At 46.0% G+C, this 18,326-nt stretch carries 16 protein-coding genes; 14 read left to right on the forward strand and 2 right to left on the reverse strand.

Annotation, left to right across the window (positions count from 1 at the left end; genetic code table 11):
• The first annotated feature begins 129 nt into the window (after positions 1 to 129).
• The 14 genes from NYE45_RS12100 (at position 130) to infC (ending at position 17,197) form a co-directional block, all read left to right on the forward strand.
• Positions 130 to 795, forward strand: coding sequence for an aminoglycoside phosphotransferase family protein (locus tag NYE45_RS12100; RefSeq protein WP_340016796.1), 666 nt, complete (start codon positions 130 to 132; stop codon positions 793 to 795).
• A 29-nt stretch (positions 796 to 824) separates the two neighbouring features.
• Positions 825 to 3,047, forward strand: coding sequence for a class I SAM-dependent methyltransferase (locus NYE45_RS12105; RefSeq protein WP_340016797.1), 2,223 nt, complete (start codon positions 825 to 827; stop codon positions 3,045 to 3,047).
• Entirely contained in the window at positions 3,047 to 3,622 is a 576-nt protein-coding gene (locus tag NYE45_RS12110) for a histidine phosphatase family protein (RefSeq protein WP_340016798.1), read from the forward strand. Before NYE45_RS12105 ends, NYE45_RS12110 begins: the two co-directional genes overlap by 1 nt.
• 61 nt (positions 3,623 to 3,683) lie before the next feature.
• Positions 3,684 to 4,346 carry a 3'-5' exonuclease gene (locus NYE45_RS12115; protein WP_340016799.1) on the forward strand — a complete coding sequence of 221 codons (663 nt, stop codon included), beginning with the start codon at positions 3,684 to 3,686 and terminating at the stop codon, positions 4,344 to 4,346.
• A gap of 23 nt (positions 4,347 to 4,369) precedes the next feature.
• On the forward strand, positions 4,370 to 4,744 hold the full coding sequence (locus NYE45_RS12120; protein ID WP_340016800.1) for a hypothetical protein: 375 nt from the start codon (positions 4,370 to 4,372) through the stop codon (positions 4,742 to 4,744).
• 178 nt (positions 4,745 to 4,922) lie between these two features.
• The gene (locus NYE45_RS12125) at positions 4,923 to 5,921 is read left to right on the forward strand and encodes an ABC transporter substrate-binding protein (protein ID WP_340016801.1); all 999 of its coding nucleotides are present in this window, start codon (positions 4,923 to 4,925) and stop codon (positions 5,919 to 5,921) included.
• A 343-nt stretch (positions 5,922 to 6,264) separates the two neighbouring features.
• Positions 6,265 to 7,743: an AraC family transcriptional regulator gene (locus NYE45_RS12130; RefSeq protein ID WP_340016802.1), complete on the forward strand. Its 1,479-nt coding sequence runs from the start codon at positions 6,265 to 6,267 to the stop codon at positions 7,741 to 7,743.
• 792 nt (positions 7,744 to 8,535) lie between these two features.
• A complete protein-coding gene (locus NYE45_RS12135) occupies positions 8,536 to 10,914 on the forward strand; it encodes a putative PEP-binding protein (RefSeq protein WP_340016803.1) in 2,379 nt (792 codons plus the stop codon).
• Between the two features lie 115 nt (positions 10,915 to 11,029).
• Positions 11,030 to 12,967 (forward strand): LTA synthase family protein, encoded by a 1,938-nt coding sequence (locus tag NYE45_RS12140; protein WP_340016804.1) that lies wholly within the window; start codon positions 11,030 to 11,032, stop codon positions 12,965 to 12,967.
• Positions 12,968 to 13,201: 234 nt separating this feature from the next.
• On the forward strand, positions 13,202 to 14,209 hold the full coding sequence (locus NYE45_RS12145; RefSeq protein ID WP_340016805.1) for an LLM class flavin-dependent oxidoreductase: 1,008 nt from the start codon (positions 13,202 to 13,204) through the stop codon (positions 14,207 to 14,209).
• 99 nt (positions 14,210 to 14,308) lie between these two features.
• Positions 14,309 to 15,058, forward strand: a complete 750-nt coding sequence (locus NYE45_RS12150; RefSeq protein ID WP_340016806.1) for a metallophosphoesterase family protein — start codon at positions 14,309 to 14,311, stop codon at positions 15,056 to 15,058.
• Positions 15,059 to 15,159: 101 nt separating this feature from the next.
• Positions 15,160 to 15,483: a (2Fe-2S) ferredoxin domain-containing protein gene (locus tag NYE45_RS12155; protein WP_062834020.1), complete on the forward strand. Its 324-nt coding sequence runs from the start codon at positions 15,160 to 15,162 to the stop codon at positions 15,481 to 15,483.
• 170 nt (positions 15,484 to 15,653) lie between these two features.
• Positions 15,654 to 16,586 carry a manganese-dependent inorganic pyrophosphatase gene (locus NYE45_RS12160; protein WP_340016808.1) on the forward strand — a complete coding sequence of 311 codons (933 nt, stop codon included), beginning with the start codon at positions 15,654 to 15,656 and terminating at the stop codon, positions 16,584 to 16,586.
• Between the two features lie 119 nt (positions 16,587 to 16,705).
• Positions 16,706 to 17,197 carry a translation initiation factor IF-3 gene (gene infC / locus NYE45_RS12165; RefSeq protein ID WP_340016809.1) on the forward strand — a complete coding sequence of 164 codons (492 nt, stop codon included), beginning with the start codon at positions 16,706 to 16,708 and terminating at the stop codon, positions 17,195 to 17,197.
• 188 nt (positions 17,198 to 17,385) lie between these two features.
• Here infC and NYE45_RS12170 read toward each other — a convergent pair whose 3' ends face one another.
• Both NYE45_RS12170 and NYE45_RS12175 read right to left on the reverse strand, forming a co-directional pair.
• A complete protein-coding gene (locus tag NYE45_RS12170; protein WP_340016810.1) occupies positions 17,386 to 17,664 on the reverse strand; it encodes a hypothetical protein in 279 nt (92 codons plus the stop codon).
• Positions 17,571 to 18,209 carry a protein-glutamine gamma-glutamyltransferase gene (locus tag NYE45_RS12175; protein ID WP_340016811.1) on the reverse strand — a complete coding sequence of 213 codons (639 nt, stop codon included), beginning with the start codon at positions 18,207 to 18,209 and terminating at the stop codon, positions 17,571 to 17,573. Before NYE45_RS12175 ends, NYE45_RS12170 begins: the two co-directional genes overlap by 94 nt.
• Positions 18,210 to 18,326: the final 117 nt, after the last annotated feature.

Consider the following 18,326-nt stretch of genomic DNA (forward strand, 5'->3'; position numbering starts at 1 on the left):
ATGTGTATTCGAACGAGCACATTATGAAGTTATATCGAATGGATTTTCCACTCGCAGCAGTCCAAAATGAATTCAGAATAAGTGAGTTGGTATTCAAAAAAGGAATCCCCGTCCCACAAGCAGTATTCCTTGATAGAAGATACGCCGCGTGCAGGCATTGTTTTTAGAAGAGTGGAGGGTAACACCCTGTTATCCCTTATCATTCAACAACCTGCTATACTAGAGCAGCTCGCATCCAAAATGGCCGAGTGCCATTACAGACTTCATTGCGAGAGAGATGATGAAGCAACACTGCCCTCCCAGAAGAAGATTTTATCCGGAGCGATTCGCAATGTTCGATTATTGTCCGAGAACGATCAAGCGCGAGTCCTTTCTTACTTAACAACACTGCCTGATCAACAGCAGATCTGTCATGGCGATTTTCACCCTGATAACATTATGCTGAGTGAGGCTGGTGATCAATACTGGGTCATCGATTGGATGACTGGCATGTCGGGTGATCCAGCGGGTGATGTGGCTCGAAGCTGGGTAATATTAATGAGCGGCACTTTGCCGGAAGATACGGAGCCTGCGATACGAATGGGATTTGAAATGGCTCGTGAATCACTGGTCGAATATTATGTTAATCACTATATACAGCTTTCCGGTATTTCCCGGGAAACGATTGAATCCTGGATGCTGCCCGTTGCTACCGCGCGTCTTGACGAGGATTTGCCCGCTCAAGAAGCGGAACAGCTGCTAAAGTTTGTTCAGGAACGAATTCGTCGGTTAGACGAATCTAACTATATTATATAAAAAGAGTAGAGAAAGAGAGGGGAGTATTCATGCTGCATTCATTAAAGGCCATACAATTATATAAGTCAGGTAACACGCCCGAAGCCCAGCAGCAATGGTTGCAACTGCTGGCAGCAGCGGAGAAGCCCCGTATTAACCTCGAACGCATTCATTCCATTGCCGAACTTGAGGGAACAAATCCGGTGCTGGACTACACCGAGCGTACACTTCACGTACTGGAGAAGCTTCAGGTTTCTTTTTGGGTGCGAGAAATTCTGGAGGACGTATTAATCTGGTCAGAGACGGCGAAGGCCGGATCATTAGAGCAACGGCGGGTATGGCAAAAGCAAGGCGTTAACCTGTTTGTACACAATGTGGGGTCCGCTCAGTTATATGATCTGTACGCAGGGGCAGGCCACCTGGATAGCGAGATGGGTAAAACCAATGAGACGAGTATCAATCAACATGGATCTGCGAGCGATGCCCTAAGTAAGAATGAGGAGTTAAGCAAGCATACTACGCCTTCTTCACACATGCCAAGGCATGAGATTATTCGTACTCTAATTGCTACGCATGGACTTATCGGCCAATACATACGCGGCGAGATTCCATTTGCCGAGAATGCGCCGCTTCACACCTTAATCGTTAAAGGATGGCTGTCTACAGATGAATTGCACAACCTACTGATGGCATTAAATGAGTGTATTATTGCAGGCGTTGACCCAGCGCTATGGAATCAGGTTCAGGCTGAGGTAGAGCGAATTGTAGGCTGGATTATCGCCGGACCGGATCATGAGGACTGGAGCGTCAAGGAACGGTTATCCCGCTTAAGAAGCTCATCTATTCGACAAGGAGAAGCTATGGACGAGGCTTATGCCAAACTCCAAACGGAAATGGATGTGGAACCCATTCTGGCTCCGTTGGCGCATCGTACGCTGTGGTATGTGGAGTCGGCCATGCAGGATTTTTCGTTGCAAGAGATGGTGAAAGTGTTCCTGTTGACGCTCCGCAGCGAAAGTATGAATCCAACATGTATGGAGAGTCAATCCGATATGGTCCGTCATATCAGCTTCGAACCGTTGATGAACACGATGTATTACGACTATAAAGGCGTCAAGAAGCTGAATATTTACAAGAAACGAATGATTGAAAAGTATTTGGAACAGTATTCATGGGAACAGATTGCTTCCGGGGAGCAGATCGTCTATCCCCATCTAACCCATCGTATTGAACGTCATACGGATCTGCCGGATACATTATTCGTGACCTTCGAATTTTCTCCAGCGGCGGAGAAATTGATCGCATTCTGTATTGAAGCGGAAAAGTCGCCGTTATATGAGAAGGCTGTGCTGCTTTTATTCGATCTGTTCGGGTTGCGCCGGGATGCCTATGATCGGTTCCATAACGAAGAGACGTATTTGTCCGATATGAACAGTTCCGGGGATTACAAAAAAGTGCTGCTGGACTATATCGTTGGTAAACGGGTACTGGATATTGGTCCAGGTGGAGGAATTCTTCTGGATCTGATTGAGCAGGAAAAACCGGAAGTGGAGCCGATTGGTATCGATATCTCAGCCAATGTGATTGAAGCGCTGGAGCGCAAAAAACAGCGCGAGGGACACAACTGGCAAGTCATGAAGGGCGATGCCCTGCAACTGGAGCAGTATGTGCAGCCTGGCACCGTGGATACGGTTATTTTTTCATCCATTCTGCATGAATTGTATTCATATATTGAATTGGATGGTCGAAGATTTAATTCCGATACGGTTGTGGCAGCGTTGAGAAGTTCATTCCGTGTGCTGTCACCTGGAGGAAGAATTCTGATTCGGGATGGTATCATGAGTGAGCCGGAGGCACAGAAGCGCAGGATTCGTTTCCTGGAACCGGATGGGATGCGCTGGTTGGAGCGGTATGCAGAGGATTTTCAGGGACGTGCAATTGAATATGAGCGGGTCTCAGACAACGAGGTTGTACTGCCGATCAACGATGCGATGGAATTTCTCTACACGTATACGTGGGGCGAAGAGGCATATGTGCATGAGATTCAGGAACAGTTCGGTATTTTTACACCAACTACCTATGAGAACTGTATTCGAGAAGCACTAGGTGAACAAGCGGAGATAATCACTTTCGAACATTTCCTTCAGGAGGGGTACACAGAAGCACTCGGAGAACGGATAATCTTCATGAACGAAGATGGTGAACCTGTGCCTTTGCCAGACAGTACCTGCCTGATTGTCATTGAGAAGAAGAAAGGGTTGGCGAAAGGATGATGAGCGAGACCAGTACGGTTTTGTATTTTGTTAGACATGCGGAGTCTCGATATGTTGAAGGACAGGAGCGCGAGCGTGGACTGACAGAACAAGGTCATCAGGATGCGAGAACGGTTGCTAGTCTGCTCCATGAGGAGCAGATTCAACTGTTCTATTCCAGTCCTTACAGGCGGGCGGTAGATACGATTCAGATTCTGGCAGATCGGTCAGGTGGAATGGTGGTGACAGAGGAAGATCTGCGTGAACGCCAGTTATCGAGTTCGGATGTGAAGCATGAGAGTTTCCATGAATCCAAGGAACGATTGTACCGTGATCCTACGTATGCATTTCCTGGTGGGGAATCTGGTGAACAGGCTCGCTCAAGGGCAGTAGCGGTGATTGATAGAATTCTGGATAAACATAGGAGTCAGAAGGTGGTCATCGGAACACATGGAGATATAATGACGCTTATTTTACAACACTATGATTCTTCTTACGGATATGACTTTTGGGAGAGTACTTCGATGCCTGATATCTATAAGCTGGAGTTTAATAAAATGCACAACTTGGTCCAGGTCACTCGATTGTGGAAGTAACAGAGCCGTATATGAGACAGGCATTAGCCAGGATGATAGTGTAGAGGAGGAAGTTGGACGGATGAAAATTACGCTGTTGCCTGATACATACTATGTTGAAAATCTAAGCGTATCTTCATTACAGGAAAGAATGTACTGTATATTTGATCTCGAAGGTACAGGCATTAATCCTGTGGTGGAGAGTGTGACTCAGTTTGGTGCGATGCATTACCAAAGAGGTCAACGATGTAATACAACATTTTCTTCACTTACACGCGCAAACAAACCTATACCAGAAGCTGTGGCGAAATTAACAGGCATTTCGAATGAGGATATGGTGGAGGCTCCGTCATTCGTAGAAGCATTTCAGTCCTTTCAGGAATTTATTGGTTACAATGTGCTTGTAACACAAGCAGGATATGAGTATGATCTGCCCATACTGAAGCGGCATTGTGATGAGTATGGTCTTCCGATGTTGACCAACCCGGTGTTGGATACAAAAGCGATGTTTACCTATATTCATCCTGAGATTACCGAGGTCGTCTCAACGGATTTTCTGATTCGGTATTATGATCTGAATACAGATGGGATTCACAGGCACAATGCGTTGGCAGATTGTGGTGTAATTGCTCGTATCTTTGAATGTATCCTTCGCGAATATGAGGAACTTCAATTGGATCATTTTACAGCCGATCCCAAGCAGATGATGAAGCGTTTTGTTATACCTGAGATGTATTTGACATGATGAGGAACTGGAGGGGAGATCAAATGAGCAAAACGGATGTGGAGAAGCTACTGACAGATCTTAACGAGGGACGGATTCTGAACCAGCAGACATTCGAAGGATTGGATGTGGAAGTTTACCTGGATGAGCGGGATGCCTCTGCATTTGCTGACGAATGGATGCAATCCTTTGAACGATGGGCTAAAGCATCCGCTGTGGCTGAAGAAGAGGTGCTGCGTGCATGTAGGGAACAGGCGTTCAAACAGACCTTAGCTCTCACCGGCGAACCTGAGTTAGCGGGGTATGTGAGTGATGATATGGGTTTAATTGGCGCTGTACTGTTACAGGATGTGATGCAAGATTCCTTTGTGAATCAACTATTGGAGAGTTATCGTCAAGGTCGGTTGCCCCTGCGATAAGCGGGGAGCGACCAATATGGTTGTTTTCGTTTGTATAAAAAAATAGCATCAAATGTACATTGTGAGTCGGCTGAAACATGAGTTACAATTCACCTAAGCAATAAATGAGAATGATAATCATTATATGTAAAACATTCTCATGGTTACATCAACAGATCACATAGGGGTGAAGGGTATCATGGTAGGTTTTATTAAAGGTTTCAAAGGGTGGGCGATCACATTACTGCTCATGGGTCTAGTGATTTCAGGATGTAGTACAAATACCGCAACGAATGCGGAACAGACTCCTGCAACTGAAAGTGCAGCTTCTGGAGAAAATACTACTGAAACCGAGACAGAGCCTGCGACACGGGTTGTACAGGATGAATTTGGAGATGTGACGATTCCGGTTCAGCCACAGCGGATTGCTGGAATATATGTAGAAGATTATTTGAAGGCGCTCGATATTACACCTGTAGTGCAGTGGTATCATCCGTTGTGGGGTGTGCAGGAGTATTTAAAACTGGACGTTCCGCAATTTGATATAACAGGAAGTATTGAAGCTTTGTTGGAATATGATCCGGATCTCATTATTGTGGATGGTGTAGTAGATGCGGAGAAATATGAGATGTATTCCAAGGTAGCACCGACGTATCGTCTACCTGAAGGCATTCTGCAGGATTCCAATCAAATCTTGACAGCCATTGCCGATGTTGTAGGTAAACCGGACAAGGGTGAAGAAGTTTCAAAGGCATTTGAGGCGAAAATTGCGGATGCCAAGTCGAAGTTGCAGGAAGCGGTCGGAGACGAGACTGTTGCGGTTGTCCGACTGAATGTTAACGATGACACGCTGGCGTTGTTCGGCATCAAAAACCGTTACACCGGATTTATCTACTCGGAGTTAGGTCTGACCCCGCATCCACTAGTAAGTAAAATGGAGGAATACCAGGAGATTCTGTCAGAAGAAGCAATTCCGCAGCTTGATGCGGATCACCTTATTATTTTCCCTTCTAATGGGGAGTGGTCATCTCCAGAGAACAAGGAAGCCTTGAAGGTACTAGACAGCAAGTTGTGGAAATCCCTTCCGGCGGTTAAAAACAATCAGGTGTACATCATGGAAAGATCACATTGGCAATCAGGTGCGATTACAGCAAATTCGATGAAAATCGATGATCTCTTGGAAAAAATGACTCCATAAGTGAATCAATTTCATAAGACCTTAGTCTATTTTAGTGAGTTATGAAATTGATTCGAGCATAATCCCATAAGAAAGTTCTTCAGCCAGGGTTGAAGAGCTTTCTTTTTTCGTATACACTATTTTAAATGATAATAATTCTCAGTTAAGGACGATGAACATGTGCCCCATGATAATACAACTGATTCCCAAGCCCTGGCTATGCACACTTCAGCATATGGAATACGTAGATCATAATACATCACATATCGATAAACGTTTGCTATACAGAATATCGTCCTCCCACTCTCTATTCGTTGTAACGTCTGGGAAAGGTTCAATGGTTTGCTCAGATCGGGAAGTTCATTTGGAAAAAGGAATGATTATGTTTGTTCCGGCTGGAACATCCATTAAAATAGAAAGTTCTTCTTGGACTGAAAATGAATTGCAATACTATAAGCTTGATCTGATGGTGGCTGAATTGAAAGAAGAGAATTCGAACCAATTGCATATTCAAGATACGACTGAGCAACATAGGTTTCTTAATGGGATACAGACTCAAGCATCGCTATCTCTTATCGAGCTGAATTACAGTCCGTGGAGTTCTTGTCTTGAATCAATGGAACAAATGTTGCGTCAACAGATTAATAGCGATTGGCTAGAGCAATGGGAGGTACAGCTTCGTTTCCAGGAGTGGTTTCGTGCTCTGCTTCGCCAGAGTAATCCTGAAACAGAAGCGCCCGATGAGCGTTCACGTATTAAAAGTTCAATTCGCTATATTGGCGACCACTATGATCAGACCATAACCGTGGATGAGCTTGCTGCAGATATTGGTCTTACCCGAGCGAGCTATACTCGGCAATTCAAAAAAATTACAGGCAAGCTTCCGCTTGATTATGTGAATACGGTTCGGCTGGAGCGTTCGAAGCAACTATTGCAGCTGACGGATGACCGCATCCATGAAATTGCACAAAATGTGGGATTTAGTAGCGAGTACTATTTTGGTCGCCGTTTCAAGCAATACGCTGGTATTTCACCTGGGTTATATCGCCGTCATCACCGTCAAGAGGTTCGTGTCTTTGCTCCGTATCTGGAAGACTTTGTGTTGGCCCTTGGCGTAAAGCCTGTACTGCAATGTTCGCATCACTCATGGGGTAGACAGCATTATTTGGGATTGGACGATGTGCCCGAATTCGATGTGAGCCAGCAGGATGCGCAGTTTAACCTAGGCAATGTACCTGACTTTATCATGCTGGACAAAGGATATGATCGATGGAATCTGGATCGCTTTGAGCAGGTAGCACCTACGTTTTACGTGGAACATCTGGGAGAAGATTGGCGTTCCATTTTGAAATCCACAGCCGATGTTTTGGGGAAGGTGAATCGGGTTCAAGATGTAATCGGTGCGTATGAAGACAAGGCAATGGAAGCCAAAGGACGGTTAGAACAATATATGCGTGGTCAGACGGTAGCTTTTTTACGTATATCTGCATCCGATATTACCCTCTATGGGGATCAGCAGGGCTACGTCGGGCCTGTAATTTATCAGGATCTTGGATTGACTCCTCACTCCCGTGTGCAGCAATGGACAAGACACGAGCGGAGGATTCTCATTGGATTGGAGCAGTTAGGTCAGCTTAATGCGGATCACTTGTTGATTACATTTGACACTGGAAATTCTGCTAAACCTGGAGATGAGCGCGAACTGCTCGAAAGGGACGAATGGAAACGCCTGCCTGCGGTGAAGAGTGGCAATGTGTATGAAGTGGATTTTATGAGCTGGATGAACTACGGTGTGATCTCTCATGGGAAGAAGATCGAGGATATTCTGCGGTTTATGGCTTGATGGATGAATTAACTTGAGATGTTTTAATTAAATAGATCATATTCTTTTCTAAGCTATCAAAATTTTGTGATGTAATTCGCGGGCACGCTAAGAATCTACGGGTGCTGCCTTTTTTGGTTAATCTATAATCTGCTTGATTAATAGACCAAATAAAGGGGTTTTAATTAGGTTGTGGAATATAATATAAAAGATAGGATGCAACCTAAAGGAGAAGAATAATGATCAAGGATAAGATTCCAATTTGGTTCTGGTGTACCTCGATAGTAGTTGCCATTATGCTGATATTCAACTTGTTTCAAGTAGATTCTCGTATTAGCATGCTTGCATTAGGCATTATTAATATTGCTAATGCAATTCGGATGTGGAAGAAAGATCGAAATTCAGCAATTATATTTTTGATATTAGGTGTTCTTGGTTCAGTTTTATTTTTCAAGTATCTATTTCAATAATCATCTTGAAGCTTGACCGTCATTTATATGGCGGTCTTTTTCGTTTGAAAATTTAAACAGTGGAGGTATCACAATAAGCGAAAAACTACAAAAATACCCTGGTGGCCACGTGTGTTAATCGATCCTGATCACTAAGATGATTGAGCTAATGCAACTGCTCAAAAGGCTTGTTTCATCTTATTTTAGTGTAGCGTTTACAAAAAAACAGGATAACGAGCACAAAATGCGAAAGCGGATGTCCTTGACTGAAAGATTGCGACATACCATTAGAATGAAGGCTGATCTGTAACGCAGGGATTGAGGTTTTCAAGCATAGCCATAAATGGCGGATGGGAGAGCTGTAATGACAATACGGGTAATTCTGTTGGAAGAAGGTACGGCAGAGATGAAAGGGCTAATGGGCAGTAAAGGGGCTGATCTTGCAGAACTTATCCTTGCAGGGTGGTCTGTCCCAGCCGGATTTGTGGTCACAACGGAATACTGTCGCGAGTTCTGTACCCGTCTTGGACATCTTTCCGGTGAAGGAGAGGAAGAGATTGTTAACGCAATCCGGCATCTGGAACAGCAAACCGGCAAGTTCTTGGGACATTCGGAGAATCCGCTACTACTCGCGGTACGCACGGACCAGGACCAGGATCGAACATCAGCAGCTTCGACACAATCACTGCTCAATGTTGGTCTGAATGATGTTACTGTGGAAGGATTCGCACGTCAAATTGGTGATCGGTTGTATGCACTCCAATGTTACCTAGATTATTTAAAGCAATATGGACAGCTGGTATATGCAATTCCATCTGAATTTTTCACAGAAATATCGAGTCACGTCAAGGGTCAGGATGAAGCTGAACTTGAATTAACCATTACGGAATTTAAATATTTAATTGAAGCGAAGGGACGTAACCCATTTCCTCAAGATGTTCAAATTCAATTCAAAGAAGCAGTGCGTGCGGTATCTCATTCACAGCGTATCAAAGCATCCAGTTCTCAGGACGAGATCATGCGTAAACCATATTATATTTCTTCGGAGCAAAGCGCTCCTGTTCTTATACAGACGATGATGCATGGAACATGCGGAGATTTAAGCGGGATTGGAACAATATATACGCGTAATCTACTTACAGGAGAAAGGGGAGTCACTGGACAATACATCCCAACCGGGAACGTCAGCCAAACAGATCACGGTCTGGAGCATTTACGGAATGAAGAACCTGAGCTGTACGCACGTTTGCTGGAGATAGGTAGCCAGTTGGAGATGCATAAGGGAGAAGTGCAGGAAATCAACTTTGTGATTGAATCCGGCGCGTTGTATGTTGCGCAGATTCAGCCAGCCCGATTATCCTCAACAGCTGCACTGAGGAGTGCCATGGATTTTGTCGATGAAGGACTCATCACCAAGGAGGATGCACTTCTTCGCATCCAACCTGCGCATATCACGGAAGTGCAGAAGCTTTACACAAATCCTATTTCTAACAGAGAAGCGAGCACTGGAAATCTGCCCATACAGAACCAGCCAGTAACGAATGATGAATGTCCAGCATCTAAGAATAACTCAAGTTCACCTTCATCAGCAGATCTGCAACTACTGCTCGAATGGGCTGAAGAAGTTAAAGAGTTGACGATACTTGCTAATGCTGATCGACCACAGGATGCCATCACTGCAAGACTAATGGGGGCTGAGGGTATAGGTCTGTGCAGGACTGAGAACATGCTGTTGTCACCTGCACGGTTACCTTTTGTACAAAAAATGATTCTGGCTGACAGTGAATCTGAGCGCAGGCGTGGGTTGGAGCGTCTGTTACCGATGCAGCAGTCTGATTTTGAACAGATATTCGAAGCGATGGATGGATACCCGGTAACCATTCGATTGCTCGACTCACCGTTACATGAACTGCTACCGGATCTGGGAGTGTTGGAGAAACGGCGCGAGTGGTTACAAGCAGAGGAGCAGCAGGAACCAAAAGACCATCAGATTGAACTGGAGGAACTGGAGCGTGTAATTCGCAGAGTCAGTGAATTGCATGAACATAATCCGACATTGGGGCAACAGGCTTGTCGGCTGAGTACGGTGTTCCCGGAGATCGTTGATATGCAGCTGGAAGCGATTTTCCGCGCAGCGGTGAAAGGCATCCGGCAAGGCTGGTGGGTACGTCCCGAGATTATGATCCCGCAGATCGGTCATGTGCATGAACTTCAGGAGATGAGAGATCTGGTAGATCATGTGGCTGACCAAGTGCTTGGTGAGGAGAAGCGGCATTGTCACTATAAAGTGGGGGCGATGATCGAAGCTCCGAGAGCTGCGCTGACGGCGACTCACATTGCTCGGCAGGCAGACTTTTTCTCGTTTGGCGCGGATGAGCTGACAGAGAAGACGTTTGGATATAGCCGCCAAGAAGCCGAGAAGCGATTCCTTCAACGTGATAAAGACTCTCGTACGGTAACGAATAATCCATTCCATGTGCTGGACACTGAGGGCGTTGGACAACTGGTGGAGATGGCGGTTGTTCAGGGTCGGATTCGTAAACCTTATCTGAAGACAGGGGTCTGTGGAGAAAATATTGTGGATCTGGATTCCATTACGTTCTGCCACCGGATTGGGTTAGATTACGTAAGTTGTTTGCCTGAACAGATCCCTTATGCACGAATTGCGGCTGCACAAGCAGCCATTAAGGGACAGAGAGAGGGTGCGATCACACAGAATGCAGATATAACCACAATTGCGTAACGCTCACCCTGTCCTACAGGGAACTTCCATGGAATAGCAACCAGAAAACTGTTATACTGAAATATGCGTTTTGTAAAATGAACGTAAAATTTCAGGGTAAGGGTTGAAAGCGACCATGTATAATTCCAAAAATGAACGTACTTCATCACGGACCTTATTTGCCGTGTTATTCATTCTGATGCTGCTGAAGTTATCACTGCTGCGGTATTTCTTTTTCCAGGGTCTGTCCGGTATCGGTCTGTTAACTGACGCATTAGGCGCACTAACCGTGGTATGCCTGCTGGATCTGATCGTTCCCAAAGGCTGGAAGCGAGCAGTATACGGAGGATTCAATATTCTGTTTTCTCTGGTTCTGTTCGCGGCTACGCTGTATAACGTTCATTTCAGTTCGGTGCCCACCTATACCGCGCTTAGTGAGTTAGGGCAAGTTGCACAAGTGCGAGGCAGTATCGGACCGTTGGTACGAACGGAGCACTTTCTGTTTTTTGCAGACATCGTGCTGGCATTGCCAATATGGTTGATCATGCGCAGACGTTCCGGCGGACGTAACCACAGCAGTTACCGCGATAGCGGTCTGACGTTTGGCAGAATTCGCAGACGTTACTGGGGCAAGCTGGGCGTCGCGCTTACTGCTGCATTCTGCATCGTGCTGTCTGGCAGTTTTATTGTCAAAGGTGAAACGATTGATAACGAGCTGGTGCGGGCCGAGAATCTCGGATTCCTGAACTATCAGGTATCGTCCGCCATTCTGACGAGCAAAGAGAATGAGGCCATTGCGAATGGCAACATTAACGAAACGATCGCCAAGATCAATGAGCTGGTTAGCCAGTATCCGTATCAGGATAAACCAAGTGACGGTACAGCCGTGAAAGCCAAATATTTCGGTCAGGCGAAAGGCAGTAATCTGATTGTACTGCAATTGGAGTCCTTTCAGAATTTCCCGATTAATGCTTCATTGGACGGTCAGGAGTTAACACCGGTACTGAATGATCTGGCGAAAGAAAGCTATTATTTCTCTCATTTTTTCCAACAGATCGGACAGGGAAACACATCAGACGCCGAATTCATGTCGAACACGTCGATCTATCCAACCGGAGTTGTTCCCATGTCAGCAGGCTATAGTGACCGTGAACTGCCAAGTCTACCCAAATTATTGGGAAAAGAGGGATATGAGTCCGAGACGTACCACGTCAATGACGTCACCTTCTGGAACCGGAACAAAATGTATCCGGCACTCGGATTCACTCGTTACTTCGACAAGCCTAGCTTCGAGAACGACAGATTCAATGACTTTGGACCATCGGATGAAGAGTTATATCGTGTAGGTGTGGAAAAAATGACTGCGCATCAGGCTGCGAATCAGCCGTTCTATGCTCAGTTCATTACGGCATCGAGCCACTCGCCGTTTACGGTTCCCGCTGATCGTGCGCGAATCACGATTCCTGCGACCATCACGAACAAACTGCTTCACGATTATCTGCAAGCGATCAACTATACGGACTATGCCATCGGTCAACTCATTAATGAGTTGAAGTCGAATGGATTATGGGATAACACAACGCTAGTGCTTTACGGAGACCATTTCGGTCTGCCTGCTGACGAAGAGATTACACAGCAAATCCAGGCCAATCTGGGCGTTCCTTATGACGGTAAAGTAAGTCGTTTCAATATTCCGTTCATGATTCATACGCCAAAACAGACCAAAGGACAATTGATCGAGCAGCCTGGCGGTCAGCTGGATATGCTGCCAACGATCATGAATCTGATGGGCGTTTCGCTCCAGGATGAGAAGTTCACTGCATTCGGGCATGATCTGCTGAACATGGATCATAATGCCTTCGGTATCCGGTATTACTTGCCGACAGGTTCATTTGTTAACAATGACATCATGTTTATCCCTGGTGCAGGCTTTGACGATGGAACAGCCTATTCGCTCAAAACCTATGAACCGGTAACGGATTTGGAACCGTATCGTTCCGATTATGAACATGTGCTCAGCCTGATGAAATTGTCTGACGAGTATGTGAAGTTGTTACCGAAACGTGCGCCATAAGTTAATATTTCTCGAATAAGATTTAGTAAAAACGTCACCGGTCTAAGAGCTGGTGGCGTTTTTTGCATGTTTATTGCACGAGTGTGGTAATAAAGAGGATAACTAAAGTTTGAAACTGTAATAATTAATGTTACAATGGAACAAGCAAGAACGAAGTGAGCAAGAGCGCGTAATATTCGCAGAACTCATATTCACAGAACGCATGAACCTAACAGACGAGAGGATTGAATATATATGAAACTGAGTGTACTTGAACATGGACATATCAATGAAGGCCGAAGTGTACAGGATACGTTGCAGGAAACGGTGAAACTCGCGCAACATGCGGATCAATTGGGGTACTCCCGTTTCTGGATGTCGGAGCATCATGGTAGTGGTGCACTGTCTTTCTCCAGTCCGGAAGTTATGATTGCACATGTCGCAGCACATACGGATCGGATTCGTGTAGGTTCCGGCGGTGTAATGTTGCCTCATTATAGTGCTTACAAGGTTGCGGAGAATTTCCGTCTGCTGGAAGCTCTGCATCCGGGACGGATTGACCTTGGGATTGGCAGAGCACCGGGCGGCATGCCGATTGCCAGCAGAGCGCTCAACGAAGGCAAATCATCGAATGTACACTTCTTCCCACAGCAGATTGCGGATCTGGGTGGATACTTCCACGAGCAATTGCCAGAGGATCATCGGTTCGCATCTCTTGTAGCCGGGCCATCGGTTCCAACCGTTCCTGAAGTATGGTTGCTGGGTTCCAGCTCCGAAGGTGCGAGAATTGCTGCGGCGCAAGGGACATCGTATGCGTTTGCCCAATTCTTCGGAACACCCGGCGGCGAAGAAGCGATGAAGCATTACCGCAGACATTTCAAGCCGTCCATCCTGAATGACAAACCACATTCAATGATTGCTGTGTCTGCATTCTGTGCGGAGACAGAGGAAGAAGCCGCTGAACTTGCACGCAGCAATGAACTTTTCTTCCTGCGTCTGGGACGAGGTCTTGAGCAAAGTTCATTCCCATCTTTGGATACGGTGAACAACTATCCATTTACAGCGATGGAGATGGAACAGATCCGTCAACGCCGTTCTTTTTCTATCGTGGGTACACCAGATCAGGTGAGGGACAAAATTACTGCTATGGCTGAACGTCATGAAGCGGATGAAGTCATTATCGCGTCAGCGGTCCATTCGTTTGAAGCACGTCTGCGCTCATTCGGCTTGATTGCAGAAGCCTTTGGACTCAAGCAGGACTAATGGTAAGCAAGCGGGAATAACTACTCTGAACAGACTGGAATCTTGCACTTGCAAGGTTCCGGTTATACTCTTGCGTGATCAGGGAGAGGAGAGATTCACATGCGCAGATGTGTCATTAGTGATATTCATGGCTGTTACGATGAATTTAACGCACTGCTTAAGCTTGTAGATTATGATCCACAGCAGGATGAATTGATTTTGCTCGGTGATTATGTGGATCGAGGTCCAAGCAGCAAACAGGTCATCGAACAGATTATGCAGCTTCAACAACAGCACAATATTATTGTGATCAAAGGCAATCACGATGCCATGATGGTCAAGGCACTGAACCAGGATGTTGAGCAATATGACCAACACTGGATTCGTAATGGCGGATTACAGACGATGGCAAGTTATCTGGAGCTTACTTATGATGATGAGCAACAGATAGATTGGGAAGCTTACGCTGAAGCCAAACAGTGGATACGTACACACTATGAACACCATCTTCGTTTTCTGGAACAGCTTCCGCTGGTGTACGAGATTCCCGGTTATATTTTTGTGCATGCCGGGATCAACCCGGATATCGAGGATTGGAGAAACCAGTCCGAGCGGGACTTTATTTGGATTCGTGAATCATTCTATTCCAGACCAACGTCGATTAGAGAGACAGTCGTATTTGGACATACACCCGTGAAGCATTTGCATGATGAGACAGGCATCTGGTTTGACCCGAGCGGAGACAAAATTGGCATTGACGGTGGTTGTGCCTACGGAGCGCAATTGAACTTGCTGGAGATTAGCGAGGACGGCAGTCTACAGACCTTTTTTGTACGGCAAGGGCAGAGCGCGGAAGAGCCTGAGATTTAATATTTTCGTTGCGCATCAGGGTTTCGTATGCTAATTTATAAGGTTGTACGATGGAATAAATACGATACATATCATATCGACTTGAGGGGAATGAACCAAGTTTGGCTATCTATAATCTGGATCAACTGCAACATCACATTTTACTCTGCAATGGTGGAACCTGCATGCGTAATGATGGAGAAGAAGTAACACAGGCGGTGCGGGACGAGATTCTCAAGCAGCAGGCGGGAGGATTCATCCATACAACGCGTACCAAATGTAATGGTCGGTGTGACGATGCATGCGTAACGATTGTGTATCCACAGGGTGACTGGTATGGCCAAATGACACCGGATTCAGGCAGAGCGCTCGTTCAGGCCTTGTGTGAAGGGGAGAAATTGGAGAAACACCTGATTGCTAATGTGGCCAAGACCTCTGTAAATTAGAATTACAGAGAGGGTATTGTTTTTTTCTAAGATGACTTACCTGAGAATGATTTGCAATCAATTCGCTGTAACGGGATTGGAATTAAGCCTTATTAGCGCTATAATCAGTAGGGTATGATTAAAATATGACATGTATTATTCTAAATGAGAATTGACGGAGGGCTATAAATATGGAGAAAGCGTTAATCTTCGGTCACAAAAATCCCGACACGGATACGATCTGTTCGGCAATCGCCTATGCGGATCTGAAAACAAAATTGGGTCAGGACGTTGAAGCTGTGCGTCTCGGCGAAGTCAATGGTGAAACCCAGTTCGCACTGGATCAATTCAAAATCGCAGCACCACGTCTGATTAAAACAGCTGCAAATGAAGTAAATAAAGTCATTCTGGTTGACCACAACGAGCGTCAGCAAAGCGTAAGCGATATTGAGGAAGTGACTGTCGTTGAAGTTATCGACCATCACCGTATTGCTAACTTTGAGACAAGCGGACCTCTGTATTTCCGTGCAGAGCCTGTAGGTTGTACAGCAACCATTTTGAATAAAATGTACAAAGAAAATGGTATCGAAGTGAGTGCGCCGATTGCTGGTCTGATGCTGTCTGCCATTATCTCCGATTCCCTGTTGTTCAAATCCCCGACTTGCACAGAGCAAGACGTAGCCGCTGCGCGTGAATTGGCTGTCATTGCTGGTGTAGATGCAGACAGCTATGGTCTGGACATGCTGAAAGCCGGCGCGGATCTGAGCCAAAAAACAATTGCTGAACTGATTTCCCTGGATGCCAAAGAATTCGTAATGGGTCAATCCAAAGTGGAAATTGCACAGGTTAATGCCGTGGACGTGAATGATGTTCTCGTGAAGCAACCTGAGCTTGAAGCAGCTATTGAAGCGATTATTTCGAGTAAAGGTCTCGACCTGTTCGTATTTGTCGTAACAGACATTCTGAACAACGATTCCGTTGCTCTGGCATATGGTGCATCCACCAAAGCGGTGGAGAAAGCCTACAATGTGACGCTGTCTGATAGCAGAGCTATCTTGAAAGGCGTAGTATCACGCAAATCACAAATTGTACCGGTTCTGACTGAAGCATTCAACACGCTGTAAATCGGACGGATTAGCGTATTCGTACGCTGATATGTTTTGCAAATCGTAGCAACACCATCCTAGCCTGCTCTGATCCGTAAATGGTCAGGACAGGCTTTTGATGTGGAGGAGGAAGAATCATGATCAAAAATGAAAAAATCAAAGCAGCAGAAGTACAGCTTACCGGATTGAACGGTGAAGATCTGGGTGTGATGTCCACGCAGGAGGCTCTTCTACTTGCGAAGCAGCATAAGGTAGATCTGGTGTGCTTGTCCTTGATGACGAGTCCGCCACCATGCAAGCTGATTGGCGCAGGAGCAGCCAAAGCGGAAGCGCAGCAGGCGAAGAAAAAAGCGAGTAAATCCCCCGATAAACGTAAAGTAAAGGAAATTCGGTTGAACCTTGCGATGGAGGATCATGACCGGGATACGAAGCAGTCTCAGGCGGAACGCATTCTGAAGAAGGGTGATTCGGTAAAGCTCGTCATTCAGGTGCATGGAGCCAAAGAAGGCGCTGCAGGCAAGGAGTGGGCTGAGCAACTGAGCAAAGCGCTGGCTGAATTCGGCAGCAAAACGACGGGGGTTCAGGTAAGTGGTAAACAGGTTGTGGTACAACTGGACCCGAATGCGTAAGCTGTCAGAAGTGATCTTCAAAGTAGCACACAGGTAAGGCAAATGTTGATAACGCAGTTAGTAAAAGAATGTGAGGAAAGCCCAATGAGATGGCAGGGTAACTGCTGCATCATTGGGCTTGTTTGACGTCACTCGGATTGAGATATCGTGCGTACTATTCAATGCGCTGCCGTTAACGTTCCAGTAGTTCAGCTTCGTAAATAACGACTGCCCCCAAGGCGTACATATAACTGTCCGGGTAATACAGGCGTAGAACCAGCGGCCATATTATTCTGACCGTTTTTGGCGAATCGGGATAAATAAAAGAAGTCCGGATAGATCACCATATCCATTAAGTAGGCGGAGACCCGGCTACCTGGAAAGCGGAACTGATTCAGGGTACGTATAATGTCTTCGCCACGTGCAATGCCAATGCCGTGTCCATAATACCAATTCTCGCGCAGATGATCGTATTCTCTCCCTGCCATTCGGGGGTTTCGGGAGAGACATCAGGATTTTTGAAATACAGTACATCTCCTGGAAGGGCGGTTTCACTACCGTTTTTTTCTGTCAATCGCAGGTCACTGTCATAATGCCAGTCAAAGAGTAACAGATTTCGAAACAGGGAGTTAAAGGCGTCTTCGCGAATACTTCCCAGCACGCCACCATACAGCACAATGACGGTGGCTGTTGCACATTCAAAGGCGTATAAGTGCCCATTCCTCCAGATATCCCGGATGCCATCGGCGGGGGTGACGTTCGATTTTAGCTCGAATCCACCCTCAGCATTACGATTCCAGTAGGCAGGATTACATCTGGATTTTTCAAAGGATGCAAAACTCACCCCGCTTCGATCAAGCCCTTCTGCTGCGTCCACGAGAGAGCCCCTCAAATCCCATTCAAATCGAAGATGATCCATGGATTGGTAGACATACCTCGTTGGACGATTCTGGAGTTGCTGTAACCAATACCATTCAAAATCAGACCAGTCCGAGCGGTTCAGCTGGGCAGGTTGATTGGCGACAATGATCATGATTCATAACCTCCGTTCCTGTTCGAATATTCAACATTGTATAATCGGGAGAGCACGGGTATTGTGTAGTATATGACGTGATGTGTTCGAATTGGTATGTACACATGAAAGTCGTCA

Origin of the sequence: Paenibacillus sp. FSL K6-1318 (assembly GCF_037976905.1) — a bacterium.
Classification (GTDB): Bacteria; Bacillota; Bacilli; order Paenibacillales; family Paenibacillaceae; genus Paenibacillus; species Paenibacillus amylolyticus_A.